Source organism: Luteimonas marina (genome assembly GCF_007859325.1).
Classification (GTDB): Bacteria; Pseudomonadota; Gammaproteobacteria; order Xanthomonadales; family Xanthomonadaceae; genus Luteimonas; species Luteimonas marina.
In genome coordinates this window covers 126,223-144,383 of record NZ_VOHK01000003.1, presented here as the reverse complement: position 1 = coordinate 144,383, position 18,161 = coordinate 126,223, and the positions used below count along the sequence as shown (strand labels likewise).

The following is an 18,161-nucleotide window of genomic DNA, read 5'->3' as shown; positions in this document are numbered from 1 at the left end:
CGGCGCAGCACCATTCTATCCATCGGGCGCCGCGCCGGTATCAGGCGGACCTCGACTCACCCCAACTGCGCCGGCAGGCGCTCGCGATAGGCCTCCATGTGACCGGCGATCTCGGCCTGCTCGGCCGGCCATCTGGTCTCGTCGAACCCGGTGACCGCGGCCAGCGCATCGGCCGCGCAATCCGGCGACACGATCGCGCCTTCGAGCGGCAGCAGGCCGACGCCGCTGTCGCGCGCCGCGTGCCGGCCCTCCACCCGCCCCACGATCCACTCCAGCACCCGCATGTTCTCGCCGAAGCCCGGCCACAGGAAGCGGCCGTCGGAGCCTTTGCGGAACCAGTTGACGTGGAAGATCCTCGGCAGCTTCGCGCCCGGCCGGTCGAACGAGAGCCAGTGCGCGAAGTAGTCGCCGAAGTGGTAGCCGCAGAATGGCTTCATCGCCATCGGGTCGCGGCGCATCACGCCGGTCTGGCCGGTCGCTGCCGCCGTGGTTTCCGATCCCATCGACGCGCCGACGCGCACGCCGTGGGCCCAGTCGCGGGCTTCGAACACCAGCGGCATCAGGGTGGCGCGGCGTCCGCCGAAGACGATGGCCGAGATCGGCACGCCCCGCGCATCCTCCGCACGCGGCGAGTACGACGGGCACTGCTTCGCGCTGACCGTGAAGCGCGAGTTGGGATGCGCGGCCGGGCCGTTCGCCGGATCGTAGGGCCGCCCCTGCCAGTCGAGCGCCGGCACGCGGTCGTCGAGGCCTTCCCACCACGGCTGGTTGTCGGCGGTGAGGGCGACGTTGGTGAAGATGGTGTCGCGCCGGATGGTCGCCAGCGCGTTGGGATTGGTCGTCGCCGAAGTGCCCGGCGCGACGCCGAAGTAGCCGGCTTCGGGATTGATCGCCCACAGGCGTCCGTCCTCGCCCGGGTGCATCCAGCAGATGTCGTCGCCGATCGTGTGCACCTTCCAGCCCTTGCGCCGGTATTCCTCCGGCGGGATCAGCATCGCCAGGTTGGTCTTGCCGCAGGCGCTGGGGAAGGCCGCCGCGACGTAGTGCGTCTTTCCTTCCGGCGATTCGAGGCCGAGGATCAGCATGTGCTCGGCCAGCCAGCCTTCACGCCGCGCCTGCCACGAGGCGATCCGCAGGGCGTGGCACTTCTTGCCCAGCAGCGCATTGCCGCCGTAGCCCGAGCCGTAGGACTTGATCGACAGCTCCTCGGGGAAATGCATGATGAAGCGGCGGTCCGGATCGAGTTCGCCGGTGGAATGCAGGCCGCGCACGAACGGCTTGCCCTGCGCGCCCTCGCGCTCGATGCGTGCGAGCGCGGCCGCGCCCGTGCGCGTCATCAGCCGCATGTTCGCCACGACGTAGGGCGAGTCGGTGATCTCGACGCCGCAGCGCGCCAGCGGCGAGTCGATCGGGCCCATGCAGTACGGCACGACGTACAGCGTGCGTCCGCGCATGCAGCCCTCGAACAGGGCGTCGACCTTCGCGTGCGCCTCGTCCGGCGCCATCCAGTGGTTGTTGGGGCCGGCGTCGTCGCGCTCGCGCGTGCAGACGAAGGTCAGGTGCTCCACGCGCGCGACGTCGTCGGGATCGGAGCGGTGCAGGTAGCAGCCCGGGTGCGTGTCCTGGTTCAGTTCGATCAGGGTGCCGTCGGCCAGCATGCCGGCGACCAGGGCGGCGTATTCGCCGTCGCTGCCGTCGCACCAGTGGATGCGGTCGGGGCGCGTCAGCGCGGCGACTTCATCCACCCAGTCGTTCAGCGCAGCCAGACGGCTGCCCGACGCAGGCATGGCCTGCGGGCGCGGAACTGCATTCATCGATGTCCTCCCAAGAAATCCGGCGAAACGCCGGAAAAAAACCGCAATGACGACAGTCTATGCGCGAGGGAGGCGGCGGTGCTTGCTGCAGCACGGCATCGTTGGGGATGACAGCGTTATCAGTCCCGCGCCCGGCGATACGGCGCGAACAGCTTCAGCAGCCACGGCTTCTGCGCCAGTACCAGGCTCACGCCGACGCGCTGTTCGGCGGGCAGCGCCGCGTCGCGCGCGAGCAGGCCGTCGAATTCGCGGGCCACGTCCTCCAGGTGCTGCTTCATCTGCTTCACGCCCTCCGGGCTCAGGCTGCCGCTGAGCAGCAGCAGGCGGTCCTGCTCGCCGTCGAAGGGATCGGCGAAGTAGTCGCCTAGCAGCGCGCCGCGGAAATGGCGCTCCATCGGGCCGTCGGTGAGCCAGCGGAAGTTGCGCGCGGTCAACGGCCGCGCGCGGTTGCCGGGCTGCAGTTCGATGATGCCGAGGCGATCGAGCTTCACCAGCAGCCCGGTCCACTGCGGCAGCGTGAAGGCGAAGTGCGCCATCACGTCGTCCTGGCGCCAGCGGTTGATGCTCAGGAACATCGCCAGCATCAGCGCGGGATCGTCGACCAGGGCCTGCTCCTGCGCTTCGCTCAGCCGCGCCATCGGCTCGCTGCCGCGCCCGGCTTCGGCGCCGAGTTCGGCCAGCCCGATGCCGAGCACCTCGCAGACCTGCTCCAGCCGCAGCAGGCTCATCGCGCGGCGCGAGAACATGCGCTTGACCGCGGCCTCGCTCAGCCTGAGCCGCTGCGCCAGCTCGCGATAGGTGAGTCCCTGCGCGCGCAGGCCGCGCTTGAGGGCGTTGATCAGGTCGACGGAGACGCTCATGGTCCAAAAATACTCTACCGGCCGGTCTTCCGCCGGGTACTTCGGCGATGGCGCTTGCCCGGGGACCCCGTCGGGCGCCAAGTCTGCGCGCACCTTCCCGAAGGCCCGCCGCCATGCGCATCCGGTTCCTGACCCTGCTGTCCGTATTGGCCCTGTCCGCGGCGATCGCGCCGACCCGGGCCGCCACCCAGTCCGACGCCAGCCGACAGTCCGAGGCAAGCCTGGCCGCGTCGGTGGAAGTGCCGGTCGTGATGGCCGAGGCGCTGTCCGCCGGCGGCGCGTTCTCGGTCACCGCGATCGAAGCCAGCGGCGAGGCGGTGGCGCTGACGATTTCCGCGGTGGCGATGGGCGCGTCGGCCATCGTCGAGATTTCGGCCGAAGCGGCGAAGGCGCTCGGGATCGCGGTCGGCACCGCCGTCGTCGTCACCGCGGTCTCGGCCGGCTGGATCCTCAGCGTCGCCGGCGAATCGCTGTGCTTCGTCGCCAACGCACTCGCGCGCCCGCACCTGCACTCGCGCAGGCTGCCGCTGTGAGCCGCCTGCTCGCCGGACTGCTGGCGCTGCTGGGCTTCTTGTCGGCCCATGTCGAGGCCGGCACGCACTGCGAGGCGGTGCGGATGCCGCCGGAGAAGGTGGCGGCCGCAGCCGAGACCGCGCTGCGCACGGCCGCGGCGCTGGACCGCACGGATGCACCGGTCGCCCTGGTCGCGCGGATCGGCCGCGACCTGTCCGAACACGGACTGGTCTACAGCCACGCCGGCTTCGCCGTGCGCGACCACGCCGACGGCCGCTGGACCGTCGTCCACCTGCTCAACGAATGCGGCAGCCATCGCTCCGGGCTGTACGCGCAGGGGCTGGTGAACTTCTTCTCGGACGACCTGGTGAACCAGGACGCGCGCATCGTCTGGCTGCAGCCCGACCATGCGCAGCGTCTCGCCGACCACCTGCATGCGCTGCCCGCCAACGCGCTGTACCAGCCGAGCTACAACCTGATCGCACGTCCCGGCAGCCGCGACTACCAGAACTCCACCGCCTGGGTGCTGGAAACGCTCGCAGCCACGCTGCCCGCGGCCGGCGACATCCGCGGGCGGCAGGACGCCTGGCAAGTCGCCGCGCGCGACGGCTTCCGCGCCGACACGATCCACATCCCCTATTCGAAACGCGTGCTCGGCGGCCTGTTCGGCAGCAACATTGCCTTCACCGACCACGGCGTCGGCACGCGGCTGTCCGGCGACTATCCGGTGGTCACGGTGCGCTCGATCCTGCGCTGGCTGGACGAGCGCGGCCACGCCGAGGCGCAGATGGAATGGCGTGGCGGCGTGCTGCTGGCGAGGCCGGGGCCGGGTTAGCGTGGCGTGCCGTAGGTCGGCCCTACGCGGCCGACGCGAGGGATGCACGGTGCGCGGAGCGTCGGGGGCGTAGCCCCGACCTACGCGGCCGACGCGAGGGATGCATGGTCCGCGGAGCGTGGGAGCGTAGCCCCGACCTACCCCGCATCAAGTCCGGCATCGGGCCACGCCCGCGGGAATGACAGCAGATGCCGTTGGCGCAATGCCTCAGGCCGGCACCAGCGTCTTCGACAGGTGCTCGACGTAGGCCTCGAACTCCTCCTGCGGCATGCGCGCCTGGTGCAGCTGCAGGTTGAGCTGCAGGAAGCCGACGTAGGCGGCGTAGGTCAGGCGCGCGCGGTGCTGCGCATCCTCGCGGCCGAGGCCGGTCTGGCGGAACGAGGCGGCGAGGTAGTCGAGGCGGCGCTTGGACACGCGGTCGATCACCGGCTGCACCGCCGGGTGGTCGAGCGCCTTGAGCAGGGCGCTGTAGATCACGTGCGACTGGTATTCGTGCGCCACCATCTGGAACAGCGCGCGCAGGCGCTCGCGCGGATCGGGCACGCGCTCGAGCGTGCCGAACACCGCTTCCTGTTCGACGTTCTCCCAGCGCTCCATCGCCGCCTGCAGCAGCGCCTCGCGCGAAGGGAAATGCCAGTAGAAGCTGCCCTTGGTCACGCCGAGGCGGCGCGCCAGCGGCTCCACCGCGACCGCGGCCACGCCCTGTTCGGCGATCAGGTCGAGCGCGGCCTGCGCCCAGTCTTCCGCGCTGAGGCGGCCGGTCCGCTCGGGCTTGCCGGCTTCGGCGTTCGCAGTCGCGGCGTCGCCGGTGTCGGCGGCCCTGGCGGGCGGGTTGGCGGCGGGTTTGCCCATGTCGGTGGTTGTCCATACGCCAGCGTCGGGAAAAGTATCGTCGCCGATTCGCAGGCACGTTGACAACCCTGATCGGGGTCACCATACTCGACCGTACGGTTCGGCTCGTCACGGCCCATTCCCGGCCGCGCAGCCACAATCCCCCTCTGGAGGCATCGGATGAGCGTCGCCCTTCCCTTCATCGCGTTCCTGCTGGCCGGCGCGTTCGCGGCCTATCACCGGCTGCGCCTCGCGGTCTGGGCCGCGATCACCGCCACCCTGCTCGCCGCCTGCTGGCTGCTCGGCGCCAACCAGGCCGCGACGATCGTCGCCGCGATCGTCGTTGCCGCGATCGCGGTGCCGCTGCTGCTGCCGTTCATCCGCAAGCCGCTGGTCACCACGCCGCTGCTGAAGTTCTTCCGCAAGGTGCTGCCGCCGCTGTCGCAGACCGAGCGCATCGCGCTGGAAACCGGCTCGGTCGGCTTCGAGGGCGAGCTGTTCACCGGCGATCCGGACTGGAACAAGCTGCTGGCCTATCCCAAGCCGCAGCTCACCGACGAGGAGCAGGCCTTCCTCGACGGCCCGGTCGAAGAACTCTGCAGGATGGTCGACGAGTGGCAGATCAACCACGTCCACGCCGACCTGCCGCCGGAGCTGTGGGACTTCATCAAGCACAACCGCTTCTTCGGCATGATCATCCCGAAGGAATACGGCGGCCTCGGCTTCAGCGCGCTGGCGCACCACAAGGTGATCCAGAAGCTGGCCTCGGTTTCCAGCGTGGTCAGCTCGACGGTCGGCGTGCCGAACTCGCTCGGCCCGGGCGAGCTGCTGATGCACTACGGCACGAAGGAGCAGAAGGACCACTACCTGCCGCGCCTGGCCGCCGGCCAGGAAGTGCCCTGCTTCGGCCTGACCGGGCCCTTCGCCGGCTCCGACGCGACCTCGATCCCCGACTTCGGCATCGTCTGCAAGGGCGACTGGAACGGCGCCAACGTGCTCGGCGTCCGGCTCACCTTCGACAAGCGCTACATCACGCTGGCGCCGGTGGCGACGATCATCGGCCTCGCCTTCCGCATGTACGACCCCGACGGCCTGATCGGCGACACCCGCGACATCGGCATCACCCTGGCGCTGCTGCCGCGCGATACCGACGGCGTCGAGGTCGGCCGCCGCCATTTTCCGCTGAACTCCCCGTTCCAGAACGGACCGATCCGCGGCAAGGAGGTGTTCATCCCGCTGAGCCAGCTGATCGGTGGCGTCGACAAGGCCGGCCTGGGCTGGAACATGCTCAATGAATGCCTCGCCGTGGGCCGTTCGATCACCCTGCCCTCCACGGCCAGCGGCGGCGTCAAGTTCGCGGCGGTGGTCGGCGGCGCCTACGCGCGCATCCGCAAGCAGTTCGGCCTGTCGATCGGCCGCTTCGAGGGCGTGGAGGAAGCGCTGGCGCGGATCGGCGGCAAGGCCTACGCCACCAGCGCGCTGTCGCAGGCGACGGCCGCGGCGGTGGATCGCGGCGACGTACCGTCGGTGCCGTCGGCGATCGCCAAGTACCACTGCACCACGATGGGCCGCGAAGTCGCCAGCGACTTCATGGACATCGTCGGCGGCAAGGGCATCATCCTCGGCCCGCGCAACATCGGCGGCCGCGCCTGGCAGGCCTCGCCGATCGCGATCACGGTCGAAGGCGCCAACATCATGACCCGCAGCCTGCTGATCTTCGGCCAGGGCGCGATCCTGTGCCATCCGTGGGTGATGAAGGAGATGAAGGCGGCGCAGAACCCGGATCTGAAGGCCGGCGTCGACGAGTTCGACGAGAACCTGTTCGGCCACATCGGCTTCGCGATCTCCAACGCGGTGCGCTCGCTGTGGTTCGGCATCACCGGCGCGAAGATCGGCGCCGCGCCCGGCGACGACTACACCCGCCGCTACTTCCGCAAGCTCGATCGCTATTCGGCCAACCTCGCGCTGATGGCCGACGTGTCGATGCTGCTGCTCGGCGGCAAGCTCAAGTTCAAGGAATCGCTGTCCGGGCGCCTGGGCGACGTGCTCAGCCACGTCTACATGACCAGCGCGATGCTCAAGCGCTACCACGACGAGGGCGCGCCGCAGGCCGACCAGCCGCTGCTGGCCTGGGCCTTCCACGACAGCGTGCACAAGATCGAGAACGCGCTCTCGGCGGCGCTGCGCAACTTCCCGATCCGCCCGGTCGGCTGGCTGATGTGGGCGCTGATCTTCCCCTGGGGCCGCCGCGCCGAAGCGCCGGGCGATCGCCTCGGCCACCGCGTCGCCGCGCTGCTGATGGCGCCGAACGAGGCGCGCGACCGCCTGGCGCAGGGCGTGTTCCTGACGCCCTGCGCGAACAACCCGGGCGGACGCATCAACAGCTACCTCGCCAAGGCGATCGCGGCCGAACCGGTGGAGCGCAAGTTCCTCAAGGCGCTGAAGAACAGCGACATCGAGGCGCTGGATTTCAGGAGCCAGCTCGACGAGGGCGTGCGCGAGGGCTGGATCACCGCGGACGAGCGCAAGCAGCTGGAGGAACTGCGCGAACTGACGCTGGATGCGATCACCGTCGACGACTTCGATCCGCACGAGCTGCGCGCGGCCACCTACTATGACCAGCCGCAGCACAAGCGACAGCCGCGCGAGGCGGCGTAAGGGCGGGGAATGGGGAATCGGGAATGGTTCCCCATTCTTCTTGCGACGCCCCTAGACCCCGTCATTCCGGCGAAAGCCGGAATCCATTTGGACGTTGCTTCTGGATTTTCATCCGCATGAAACAGAAGCAAGATCAAGAGCAAAATGGATTCCGGCTTTCGCCGGAATGACGGGCAAAGAACGGTGCACCGTCACGAACAATCGGGGCATGGCTTCATGAGCAACCGGGTCCTCTCGATCTACGGCAAACTGGCGAACAAGCCCGCAGGCAAATGGCTGTTCTCGAAGCTGATCTGCTTCAAGGCCCCCTACTTCGCCGGCATCGCGCCACGCATGGTCTCGCTCGAACCCGGTCGCGGCGAGGCCACCATCGCCCACCGCCGCGCCGTCACCAACCATCTCAGCACGGTCCACGCCATCGCGCTGTGCAACCTCGCCGAATTCGTCGGCGGGCTGACCACCGACGTCAGCATCCCCGCGTCGATGCGCTGGATCCCGCGCGGCATGACGGTCGAATACCTGAAGAAGGCCGTCGGCACGATGCGCGCGGTCGCGACGCCCGAGGAAACACCGCGCGAGTCGCCCGAAGGCTACGCGCTGCCGGTGCGCGTCGACGTCACCGATCCGCAGGGCGAGACGGTCTTCCGCGCGCGCATCGCGATGTGGGTGTCGCCGCGACGGCCGTGACCGGGCGCCGTCCCGCAGGACGGGGCCGCCGCCGCATGCCGCGACCGCAGGAAGCGCCCACGGAACCGCCGCCCGTCCCGACTCCGTTCCCCTGATCATGCCCATGCACACGATGCTCCTGCTCTGCGCACTCCACAGCTTCGGCTTCGCGCTGTTCCATGCAGGCTTCTGGCGCCTGTTCGACTGGCCGCGCAGCCTGCAGGGCACGACGCTGCCCAATCGCGCGATCGCACAGATCGCCAACCTGCAGCTGGTCTGGGTGTTCACCGGCGTCGGGCTGCTGTGCCTGCTGTATCCCGGCGAACTGTCGGCAACGCCGCTTGGCCGCGCCGTGCTGGTGGGCATGTCGGCGTTCTGGATCATCCGTACGGCGGTCCAGTTCGTCTGGCTGCGGGTGAACCATCCGATGGTGCATGCGCTGACGGCCCTGTTCGCGCTCGGCGCAATCCTGTTCGCCGCGCCGCTGCTCGCGCGATAAGGCCCGGCGATGCCACGCGAGGCTGCGCTGGAGCCTGATTTGCCGTTCCGAACGCAGTGGAATCCCGCCGACCCATGTCCCCGGACGTCCCGCCGCGCCCGGAACGACGATTCTCCGACGCCCTGCTAGCGACTGCGTACCGCTTCCGGAGTCGCCGGGCGCGGCGCCCGCTCCGACGGCAACTTCGCTTCCTCCTTCAGCAGCCGCCATGCGCTGAAGGTCATTGCCGATGCGATCAGCAGCCCGGCGCCGAACACCACGTTCGACCCGAACGCCGACAACGCCTTGTGCACCCAGACGAAGGTCAGGTCGCCGCCGCGGTAGATCACCGTGTCGATCGCGGCGCCGGCCTTGTAGCGCCATTCGCGGCCGACGCGGGTGTAGATGGTCTCGCGCGCCGGCTTGGCCAGCGAGAACTCGCTGGCCCGGGTCACGACCTGGACGATCGCGACCATCAGCGGCAGCGGCGACGCCGACAGGATCGAGAAGCCGAAGATGATCGCCGCGCCCGGGATCAGCAGCGCCGGCGCGATGCCGAAGCGCGACATCAGCGCGCGGGTCACGAACAACTGCACGACCAGGGTCAGGGAGTTGACCGCGAGGTCGAGCGTGGAGAAGAACGCGGCGCGCTCCTCGGCGCTGGCGAAGGCCGTGCGCGCGATCCGGTTCTGTTCGTTGTACAGCAGCGTGCCCACGCCCACGCCCAGCACCACCATCAGCGCCAGCCAGCGCAACAGCGGCTCCTTCAGCACCAGCTTCAGTCCGGCCAGCACCTCGCCGCCCATCGGCTTTTCGCCGCTGACCTGCCTGCGCTCCGCCTCGCGCAGCACGGCGTAGCGGCGCAGGCGCAGGATGCAGGCCACGCAGACCGTCAGCAGCACCGCCGAGACCAGCATCATGTTCGGGATGCCGACGCGCTCGACCAGGCTGCGCGTCAGGATCGGCCCGAGGAAAGCGCCTATCGTGCCCGCCGCGCCGATGTAGCCGTAGTACTTCTTCGCCTCGATGTTGCTGTACACATCGGCCATGAAGCTCCAGAACACGGCGACCGCGAACAGGTTGAACACCGTGATCCAGAGGATGAAGGCCAGTCCGCGCCCGGCGACGCCGCTGTCGAACATCGCATGGAACAGCAGCAGCGTGACGATGAAGAAGCCGTAGATCACCGGCAGGAACACGCGCCGCGCGAAACGGCTGACCAGCCAGCCGTAGACCGGCTGCAGCAGCAGCATGATCAGGAATACCGCGGTGAAGATGAACTGCAGCGTGAATTCGCCGAGCGCCACCCCGCGCTCGGCGAAGAACGCGATCAGCGCGGGCGGGAACACCGCCTCGACGTCGCTGGAGGCCGCCATCGCCTCGCGCACCGGCCGCAGCACGTAGTAGCCGCTGAGCAGGCAGAAGAAGTACAGGAACGACCACAGCAGCGGCGGCGATTCGGCGAGCGCGGCGCGGAAGCGCGCGGCGCGGCCCGCGGAAGCGTGGTGTTCGTCTGCGCTGCTCATCGGGTGTCCGCGCCTTGGGCCGCGCAAACGTTAGCCCAATGCCGCTGCGCCCGCCACCTCGCCGAGCATATGCTCTAGTTCCGCCACCTACCGTGCGCCGATGGCCGTCAGACCCGCCGCCCCGACCCAGGCTTTCGACTACATCGTCATCGGTGCCGGCTCGGCCGGCTGCGTGCTCGCCAACAGGCTCTCCGAAGACCCGGACGTGCGCGTGCTGCTGCTCGAGGCCGGGCCGCGCGACTGGCACCCGTTCATCCACATGCCCGCGGGACTGGCGAAGCTGGTCAACCGCAAGGGGGTGAACTGGGACTACGACACCGCGCCCGAACCGCAGCTCGGCAACCGCAGGCTGTGGTGGCCGCGCGGCAAGGTGCTGGGCGGCTCCAGTTCGATCAACGCCATGTGCTACATCCGCGGCGTACCCGCCGACTACGACGACTGGGCCACGCTCGGCGCGACCGGCTGGCACTGGGACGCCGTGCTGCCCTGGTTCCGCCGCAGCGAGGGCAACGCGCGCGGCGGCGACGCGCTGCATGGCGGCGACGGTCCGCTGTCGGTGTCGGACCTGCGCCACGTCAACCCGCTCTCGCGTGCCTTCATCGAAGCGGCCGGACAGGCCGGCATTCCGCACAACGACGATTTCAACGGCCACGACCAGCTCGGCGTCGGCCTGTACCAGGTCACCCAGCGCGACGGCGCGCGCTGCTCGGCGGCAGTCGCGTATCTCGAGCCGGCGAAGGCGCGTCCCAATCTCAGCATCGTGACCGGCGCACAGGTCAACCGCATCACCTTCGAGGGCGGCCGCGCCTCGGGCGTGGTCTATGCCGCGCGCGGTGGCGCGTTCCACCAGCCGGCCGCGCGCGAGGTCCTGCTGTGCGGCGGCGCGATCAACTCGCCGCAGCTGCTGATGCTGTCGGGCGTCGGCCCGGCCGCCGAGCTGCGCCGGCACGGCATCAAGGTGGTGCACGACGCGCCCGGCGTCGGCGGAAACCTGCAGGACCACCTCGACGTGTGCACGCTGTGGCACTCGACGCAGCGCGTGAGCTACGACCGGATGAGCGACCTGAAGGTCGCGTTCGACTACTTCCTGCGCGGCCACCGCGGCCCCGGCAGCAGCAACATCGCCGAGGCCGGCGGCTTCGTGCGCTCGCCGCTGGCGCCGGACGAACGCGCCGACATCCAGTTCCACTTCGTGCCGGCGATGCTCGACGACCACGGCCGCCACCGCCTGCCCGGCGACGGCTACACCCTCCACGCCTGCTTCCTGCGTCCGCGCAGCCGCGGCCGGATCGCGCTGGCCAGCGGCCGCGTCGGCGACAAGCCGCGGATCGAGGCGAACTACCTGTCCGACGAGGACGGCTTCGACCTGAGGATGATGGTCGAGTGCGCGAAGGTCTCGCGCGACATCCTCGCCCAGCGCGCGTTCGATCCCTACCGCGGCGCGCCGATCTTCCCCGCGCGCGACGACCTGAGCGACGCGGAACTCGCCGACTTCATCCGCGCCAAGGCCGAAAGCGTGTACCACCCGGTCGGCAGCTGCCGCATGGGCAGTGATGATGAAGCCGTGGTCGATCCGCAGCTGCGCGTGCGCGGCGTCGAAGGCCTGCGCGTGGTCGACGCCTCGGTGATGCCGAATCTTATCGGCGGCAACACCAACGCGCCGACGATCATGATTGCCGAACGCGCGGCGGACCTGATCCGGGGACACACGGCTTCGACGCAGGGCGCCTGACCCTCCGACCTGTCATCCCGGCGAAAGCCGGGATCCATTTGGCTTTGTGCCCTCAGGGCAACGGCAAGATGGATCCCGGCTTTCGCCGGGATGACGTCCTGTATCGATCAGCGCTCCAGCATCGGCGGCAGCGGACAGTGCAGCACGCCGCAGATGGTGCGCAGCAGTTCGGCCTCGGCGACGGAGACGCGGCCGTCGTGCGAGACGGCGTCGGTGATCGCCTCGACCGCGACCTGCTTGGCCAGCGGATCGAGCGCGTCCAGCGGCCCCCACACCGCATCCAGCGCCAGCACGCCCTCGGCAGGCGGCGCGTACGGCAGGTGGTCGCGCGGCAGCACGCGCTGCATGCCGGCGAGATAGGCGCGGCGGGCCTCGTCGGGATTCGCGGGATTGCCGGCCTGCGCGACGACCGCCAGCAACGTGGCGAACTCCTGGCGCACGCCGCCGGGCTTGCGCCGGCCGAAGCGGGCGTAGCGCGACGGGTCCAGCGTCTCGCGCAGCTGCACTTCCAGCAGCCGGCCGAGGCAGTACTCGAACAGCGAGACGCGGCCGTCGGTGTGCACCATCGCGTGCACGGTGTCGAGGAAGGTCGCCAGCTCCGGGCGCGGGCGCAGGCGCAGGGTCGGGAAGGCCAGCGCGGCCAGCGGCAGCCGCAGCATCGGATGCAGCGCGTGCAGGTGCTCGTCGCGCAGGCGTCGCGCTTCCGACGCCGCCTGCACACCGAGCCGGGCGACGATCTCGCTGCGCTGCTTGTCGGCGATTTCCGAGTCCTCGTCGAGCAGCAGGCCGAGCAGCAGCGGCGCGGCGGCGTCGCGCTGCGCGGCAAGCGCGCGCACCACCCCCGGCAGCGTGGAAACGATCGCATCGGCGCGGCGATAGTCGTCGTTCTTCGGATCGGCGACCTGGGCCGCAACCATCGGCGGCGTGATGCCCAGCCGCGACGACGCCTGCGGCAGCCCGCCGTGTTCCGGCCCGGCCAGGCCGAGCCGCAGGTCCTCGTCGAGCCCGTTCGGCGGCACCGCCAGCCACTGCGCCTTCAGCCGCTCCAGGCTCTCGGCCTTGAACGAAGGCTCCAGCGCCTGGATCCGCTGCAGCAGCGGCGGGTGCGTGGAGAACAGGCCGCGCAGGCCGATGCCGTCGCCGAACAGCATGTGGCTGACTTCCTCGGCGTCCGCGCGTTCGGCCAGGCGCGCGCCGTCGTGCAGGCCGCCGATCTTCTTCAGCGCGCCGGCCAGCCCCGATGTCTGCCGCGTGAACTGCACCGCCGACGCGTCCGCCAGCACTTCGCGGCTGCGGCTGACGCCGGCCTTGATCATGCGCCCGAAGAACAGGCCGACGTAGCCCACCAGCAGCGCGATCAGCGCACCGACCAGCACCGGCATCGCGCCACGCCCGCGCACACGGCCGCCGTGCTGCAGGATCTTGCGCCCGATCAGGCCCAGCATCAGGATGCCGAACAGCACGCCGATCAGGCGGATGTTCAGGCGCATGTCGCCGTTGAGGATGTGGCTGTACTCGTGCGCGACCACGCCCTGCAGCTCGTCGCGGTTGAGGCGGTCGAGCGCGCCGCGCGTCACCGCGATCACCGCGTCCGAGGGCGAGTAGCCTGCGGCGAAGGCGTTGATCCCGGCCTCGTGCTCCATCACGTAGATCTTCGGCACCGGCACGCCGGAGGCGATCGACATCTCCTCGACCACGTTGCGCAGGCGGCGCAGGTGCAGGTCGGTGGTGTCCTCGGGCACCGGCACGCCGCCCATCTGCTGCGCGATCGGCTCGCCGCCGCCGCGCAGCGACGCCACCCGGTACAGCGAGCCGATGCCGATCACGCCCAGCGCCAGCAGCGTCGACATCGCCAGCAGAACCGGCTCGCCGCCGAACACCAGCAGCACGCCCAGGTCAACCGCGACCACGATGCCAACAACGGCCAGTGCGAACAGGACCACCAGCCGCGTGGTGTTGCGGCGCGCCTGGGCCTGGCGTTCGAAGAAGTTCATTGACGGCGGGGATTCGGGATTGGGGATTGGGGATTCGGAAGATCAGGAGCGACGTATGCCGGGGGACGGCGGCAGGCGCGACCTGCCGCTTTTCCGAATCCCCAATCCCCAATCCCGAATCCCGGCTCTTTCAGAACTGCACCTTCGGCGCCTCGCGCACCTCGGCCCGGTCGGCCGGGATGTCGAGCAGCGCGGCCTGGGCGAAGTTGAACACGCCGGCGACGAGGTTCGAGGGGAACACCTCGCGCCTGTTGTTGTAGGCCATCACCGAGTCGTTGTAGGCCTGGCGCGCGAACGCGACCTTGTTCTCGGTGCTGGTCAGCTCCTCGGTCAGCTGCATCATGTTCTGGTTGGCCTTGAGGTCCGGATAGGCCTCGACCACCACGAGCAGGCGTCCCAGCGCGCCGTTCAGCATGCCCTGCGAGGCGCCCAGTTCGGCCATCGCCGCCGGATCGCCCGGGCTGGCCTTGGCCGCGTTCAGCCCCGAGATCGCCGCGCCGCGCGCGGCCACCACCGCCTCGAGCGTCTGCCGCTCGTGCGTCAGGTAGCCCTTGGCGGTCTCCACCAGGTTCGGGATCAGGTCGAAGCGGCGCTGGAGCTGCACGTCGATCTGCGCGAACGCGTTCTTGAACGCATTCCGGGCAGTCACCAGTCCGTTGTAGATGCCGACCGCCCAGCCGCCGACCAGCACCGCGATGCCGATCAGGATTACCAGCAGAATCAATCCACTCACCGTACTACCTCCCCTTGTTCATGCAATTCCGGGAACAGGCGCCTATGATCGCCTGCAGCGAGAGCATACGCAGGGGGCAGTCCCGATGAAAGCAAACCTCCGTCGCCCCCGACCCCGCGCAACGCGCCTCGGACGCGCCCTGCTGGTCGGCTTGCTATCGGCGATCGCGCTTTCGAGCACTGCCCAGACTCCGTTGGCCTGGCACAAGGACGCGGGCACCGCGGCGGATGTGACGCCCGCGCCCGTCTACCCGTCCGACCGCCCGGCGCCGCTGCCCGCCGACATCACCCGCAGGCCGCTCGCCGCCAGCTTCGACGTGCGCGTGTTCGAGGCGATGGCGCAGGACCTGGTCGCCAACCAGCGCGTGCCCGGCCTGGCGATGGCGATCGTGCACGACGGCCGCGTGCTCAGCGCGCGCGGCTACGGCATCACCGACGTCTCGCACGCCGAGCCGGTCGACGCACACACCGTGTTCCGCCTGGCCTCGCTGTCGAAATCGTTCGCCGGCACGCTGACCGGCATGCTGGTGTCCGAGGGCGCGCTGCGCTGGGACAGCCGCGTGGTCGACTTCATGCCGAGCCTGCAGTTCGCCGACCCCGCCGCCGCGCAGCAGCTGACGGTCGCCGACGTGCTCAGCCATCGCGTCGGCCTGCGCCACCACACCTACGACCGCGACATCGAGGCCAACGCCGACTACCACGGGCTGGTGCAGCGCTTCGCGGCGGCGCCGATGGCCTGCGCGCCCGGTGAGTGCTACGGCTACCAGAACGTCGCCTTCAGCCTGGTCGGCGACGTGGTGTTCGCCGCCAGCGGGCAGTTCTACAGCGAGGCGGTATCGCGCCGGATCTTCAAGCCGCTGGGCATGAACGACGCCAGCCTCGGCCTCGACGGCATCACCGCCAGCGCGCGCTGGGCCAAGCCGCACGTGCGCGCCGGCGCCGGCTGGAAGTCGCTGATGCCCAAGCCGACCTACTACCGGCTCGCGCCGGCGGCCGGCGTCAACGCCAGCATCAACGACATGGCGCAGTGGCTGCTCGCGCAGGGCGGCCATCGCACCGAGGTCCTGCCGGCGCCGCTGCTGGCGACGCTGCAGGCGCCGATCGTCGGCACGCCCGCCGAGATGCGCGGCGCCTCGTGGCGGCGCGAGCGCCTCAATGCCGCGGGCTATGGCCTGGGCTGGCGCATCTACGACTATTCCGGCCACCGCCTGGTCTTCCACGGCGGCGCCGTGCAGGGCTATCGCGGGCTGATGGCGATGCTGCCCGAGCGCGACCTCGGCGTGGTGATCCTCTGGAACAGCAACAGCGCGCTGCCGTCGGGCCTGCTGCCGACGATCCTCGACCGCGCGATCGGGCTGCCGACACATCCCTGGCTGGACGTCGACCCGAACCTCGAGAGCCTGTACGCGTCGGACGACCAGACGGCGCCGGCGAGCGGTGGCCCGCAGTCCAGCGGGGCGCAGGCGCGGCCGCAGTAGGCATCGCCTGCGGGATGCGGCTTCAGCCGCGACCTGCCACGTCTCGCACGATGACTGGGTAGCGGGGGAACACCCCGGGGAAAAAAGCTGTCATTTCGACCGCAGGGAGAAATCCCGTCTCCGGCGCAGGGGAAGGAAGATTTCTCCCTGCGGTCGAAATGACAGTTCTCGGGAGTTCTCCTCCGGAACGCAGGGGCGGAGTTTCGCTGACCCGGTCCGGCTGCAGCTGCATGCGGGATCGCTTCGCCCCCTCGCTTGCGCGAAGCCCCCAAAAAAAGACTCCCTCTCCGCCTGGGCACGCGGAGAAGGAGCTTCGGTTACGGCTAATCGGGTTTTCAGATCAGGGGCGTCGGCACTGGAGGCAGTGTCACAGCCCTGGCTTTTTTAGCCTTTTTTTTTGCGGCTTTCCGGGCGGGCTTCTTGGCCGCCTTCTTCTTCGCAGCCTTCTTGGTCGCCTTCTTGGCGGCCTTCTTGGCAGGCTTCTTCTTCGCTACCTTCTTCTTGGCAGCCTTCTTGGCGACCTTCTTCTTCGCTACCTTCTTCTTGGCAGCCTTCTTCGCGGTCTTCTTGGCAGCCTTCTTCGCTACCTTCTTCTTGGCAGCCTTCTTGGCGACCTTCTTCTTCGCGACCTTCTTGGCAGCCTTCTTCGCTACCTTCTTCTTCGCGACCTTCTTGGTTGCCTTCTTCACCGCCTTCTTCGCGGGTTTCTTGGCAGCCTTCTTGGCGACCTTCTTCTTTGCAGCTTTCTTCGCGGCCATGGGATGGCTCTCCTCGTCAGTTGACTTGCTCTACTACTGCCCAGTACTCAAGCAGCGCGCGGGTATCGGACCCGCGCACAACCGCCAGCGCGACAGGCGCGCCGGAACGGATTCGGCAGGGATGCCGCGATCGGGGGTTCGCGGTCCCGGTAAGACGAAAACACCTGCGGCTCGGGGCGGCGCAGGTGTCCGGAATGATGGGTTCTTGTTTTCGCAGCGGAGACGGTGCCTGCATCCACCTTGTAGAAGTTCGGGGCGGAGGTCTTTTTTATGCTGCGCGTTTTTGCTGTTTGCTGACTCACTCGCTTCTGCGGCAACGTCTGTTGGGCGAAACCTAATCACGGTTTTTTCAACTGTCAACACCCCGCGCCGAAATTCCTTCAGGTCGCCGGCGGCGGCGTCGCCGGTCCGATCCGGCTTCGCCGCGCGCACGATCGCGACGATCGTTCGCAACGAACGTCGATGGCGTGCACGCACCGCGAACGAAAGCGCGGAAAACAAGTGTGTTTTCAAGAATCCAACTGCGATTGCGAACGCGCGCGGCGCCAACGCTTCGCGTTGGACGACGCGCGTCGCGCGCGCGCGCAGGCGATCCGGACCCCGGAAAAAGAATGCCGGACGGACTTCGGATTTCGCGCCGCACAAACCCGTTTGCGCGAAAACTGCGCAAACTTTTCGACCGCGGCGGCGGCGCCCACCGGCCTCTTCGACGCGCGCGGAAGACGCGCGCAGGGTGATGCGGCGCGACGAAAGTCGAAGCGCGTGCGGTGCAGGGGAAGGGTCGGGACGGCGTGCGTCGCGGGTGGCGGCGACGCTTGCGGACGGCGCCCGATGCTCCGTCCGCGCGATGGTCGCGGCGGATGCGCCAGGCGCATCCGTCGCGGGACGACTCAGTGGTCGTCTTCCTCGAGCAGCTCGGCGTAGTCGTCCGGGCCAAGCAGGTCGTTGAGCTGGTCGGGTTCGCTGGCCTCGACCACGAACAGCCAGCCTTCGCCGTAGGCGTCCTCGTTGATCGTCTCGGGCTTGTCGGCCAGCGCGGAGTTGACCGCGGTGACGGTGCCCGACACCGGCGCGTAGACGTCGGACGCGGCCTTGACCGACTCGACCACGGCGCAGGCGTTGCCGGCATCGACGCTGTCGCCGACCGCCGGCAGCTCGACGTAGACCAGGTCGCCGAGCAGGCCCTGGGCGTGGTCGGAAATGCCGATGGTGACCTTGCCGTCGCCTTCGACACGGGCCCATTCGTGTGACTTCATGAACTTCAGGTCGCCAGGGATCTCGCTCAT

The 18,161-nt window shown here is 69.2% G+C and carries 15 protein-coding genes; 7 read left to right on the top strand and 8 right to left on the bottom strand.

Annotation, left to right across the window (positions count from 1 at the left end; genetic code table 11):
• Positions 1-56: 56 nt before the first annotated feature.
• Both FQY83_RS07300 and FQY83_RS07295 read right to left on the bottom strand, forming a co-directional pair.
• On the bottom strand, positions 57-1,814 hold the full coding sequence (locus FQY83_RS07300; RefSeq protein ID WP_238333435.1) for a phosphoenolpyruvate carboxykinase (GTP): 1,758 nt from the start codon (positions 1,812-1,814) through the stop codon (positions 57-59).
• 119 nt (positions 1,815-1,933) lie between these two features.
• Positions 1,934-2,674 (bottom strand): helix-turn-helix domain-containing protein, encoded by a 741-nt coding sequence (locus tag FQY83_RS07295; protein WP_146386628.1) that lies wholly within the window; start codon positions 2,672-2,674, stop codon positions 1,934-1,936.
• A 113-nt stretch (positions 2,675-2,787) separates the two neighbouring features.
• Between FQY83_RS07295 and FQY83_RS17575 the strand changes: the two genes are divergently transcribed.
• Positions 2,788-3,207 (top strand): hypothetical protein, encoded by a 420-nt coding sequence (locus tag FQY83_RS17575; RefSeq protein WP_158636452.1) that lies wholly within the window; start codon positions 2,788-2,790, stop codon positions 3,205-3,207.
• The gene (locus FQY83_RS17570; RefSeq protein WP_158636451.1) at positions 3,204-4,022 is read left to right on the top strand and encodes a DUF2145 domain-containing protein; all 819 of its coding nucleotides are present in this window, start codon (positions 3,204-3,206) and stop codon (positions 4,020-4,022) included. Before FQY83_RS17575 ends, FQY83_RS17570 begins: the two co-directional genes overlap by 4 nt.
• A 207-nt stretch (positions 4,023-4,229) precedes the next feature.
• Here FQY83_RS17570 and FQY83_RS07285 read toward each other — a convergent pair whose 3' ends face one another.
• The gene (locus tag FQY83_RS07285; RefSeq protein ID WP_146386624.1) at positions 4,230-4,874 is read right to left on the bottom strand and encodes a TetR/AcrR family transcriptional regulator; all 645 of its coding nucleotides are present in this window, start codon (positions 4,872-4,874) and stop codon (positions 4,230-4,232) included.
• A gap of 159 nt (positions 4,875-5,033) precedes the next feature.
• Between FQY83_RS07285 and FQY83_RS07280 the strand changes: the two genes are divergently transcribed.
• The 3 genes from FQY83_RS07280 (at position 5,034) to FQY83_RS07270 (ending at position 8,676) form a co-directional block, all read left to right on the top strand.
• The gene (locus FQY83_RS07280; protein ID WP_146386622.1) at positions 5,034-7,511 is read left to right on the top strand and encodes an acyl-CoA dehydrogenase; all 2,478 of its coding nucleotides are present in this window, start codon (positions 5,034-5,036) and stop codon (positions 7,509-7,511) included.
• A gap of 216 nt (positions 7,512-7,727) precedes the next feature.
• Positions 7,728-8,198, top strand: a complete 471-nt coding sequence (locus FQY83_RS07275) for a hotdog fold domain-containing protein (protein ID WP_146386620.1) — start codon at positions 7,728-7,730, stop codon at positions 8,196-8,198.
• A 103-nt stretch (positions 8,199-8,301) separates the two neighbouring features.
• Positions 8,302-8,676, top strand: a complete 375-nt coding sequence (locus tag FQY83_RS07270; RefSeq protein ID WP_238333434.1) for a hypothetical protein — start codon at positions 8,302-8,304, stop codon at positions 8,674-8,676.
• A 125-nt stretch (positions 8,677-8,801) separates the two neighbouring features.
• Here FQY83_RS07270 and FQY83_RS07265 read toward each other — a convergent pair whose 3' ends face one another.
• Positions 8,802-10,181 (bottom strand): NTP/NDP exchange transporter, encoded by a 1,380-nt coding sequence (locus tag FQY83_RS07265; protein ID WP_146386616.1) that lies wholly within the window; start codon positions 10,179-10,181, stop codon positions 8,802-8,804.
• Between the two features lie 100 nt (positions 10,182-10,281).
• On the opposite strand from FQY83_RS07265, the gene FQY83_RS07260 reads away from it, so the two are divergent.
• On the top strand, positions 10,282-11,913 hold the full coding sequence (locus FQY83_RS07260) for a GMC family oxidoreductase (protein WP_146386614.1): 1,632 nt from the start codon (positions 10,282-10,284) through the stop codon (positions 11,911-11,913).
• A 107-nt stretch (positions 11,914-12,020) separates the two neighbouring features.
• Here FQY83_RS07260 and FQY83_RS07255 read toward each other — a convergent pair whose 3' ends face one another.
• Both FQY83_RS07255 and FQY83_RS07250 read right to left on the bottom strand, forming a co-directional pair.
• Positions 12,021-13,907 (bottom strand): M48 family metallopeptidase, encoded by a 1,887-nt coding sequence (locus tag FQY83_RS07255; RefSeq protein ID WP_146386612.1) that lies wholly within the window; start codon positions 13,905-13,907, stop codon positions 12,021-12,023.
• Positions 13,908-14,037: 130 nt separating this feature from the next.
• A complete protein-coding gene (locus FQY83_RS07250) occupies positions 14,038-14,640 on the bottom strand; it encodes a LemA family protein (RefSeq protein ID WP_146386610.1) in 603 nt (200 codons plus the stop codon).
• A gap of 85 nt (positions 14,641-14,725) precedes the next feature.
• Here FQY83_RS07250 and FQY83_RS07245 point away from each other — a divergent pair, with 85 nt between their 5' ends.
• Positions 14,726-16,117: a serine hydrolase domain-containing protein gene (locus tag FQY83_RS07245; RefSeq protein WP_146386608.1), complete on the top strand. Its 1,392-nt coding sequence runs from the start codon at positions 14,726-14,728 to the stop codon at positions 16,115-16,117.
• A 335-nt stretch (positions 16,118-16,452) separates the two neighbouring features.
• On the opposite strand, the gene FQY83_RS07240 is transcribed toward FQY83_RS07245, so the two are convergent.
• Complete coding sequence (locus tag FQY83_RS07240; protein WP_146386606.1) at positions 16,453-16,875, bottom strand: hypothetical protein; 423 nt, start codon at positions 16,873-16,875, stop codon at positions 16,453-16,455.
• 890 nt (positions 16,876-17,765) lie between these two features.
• A complete protein-coding gene (gene gcvH, locus FQY83_RS07235) occupies positions 17,766-18,161 on the bottom strand; it encodes a glycine cleavage system protein GcvH (RefSeq protein ID WP_146386604.1) in 396 nt (131 codons plus the stop codon).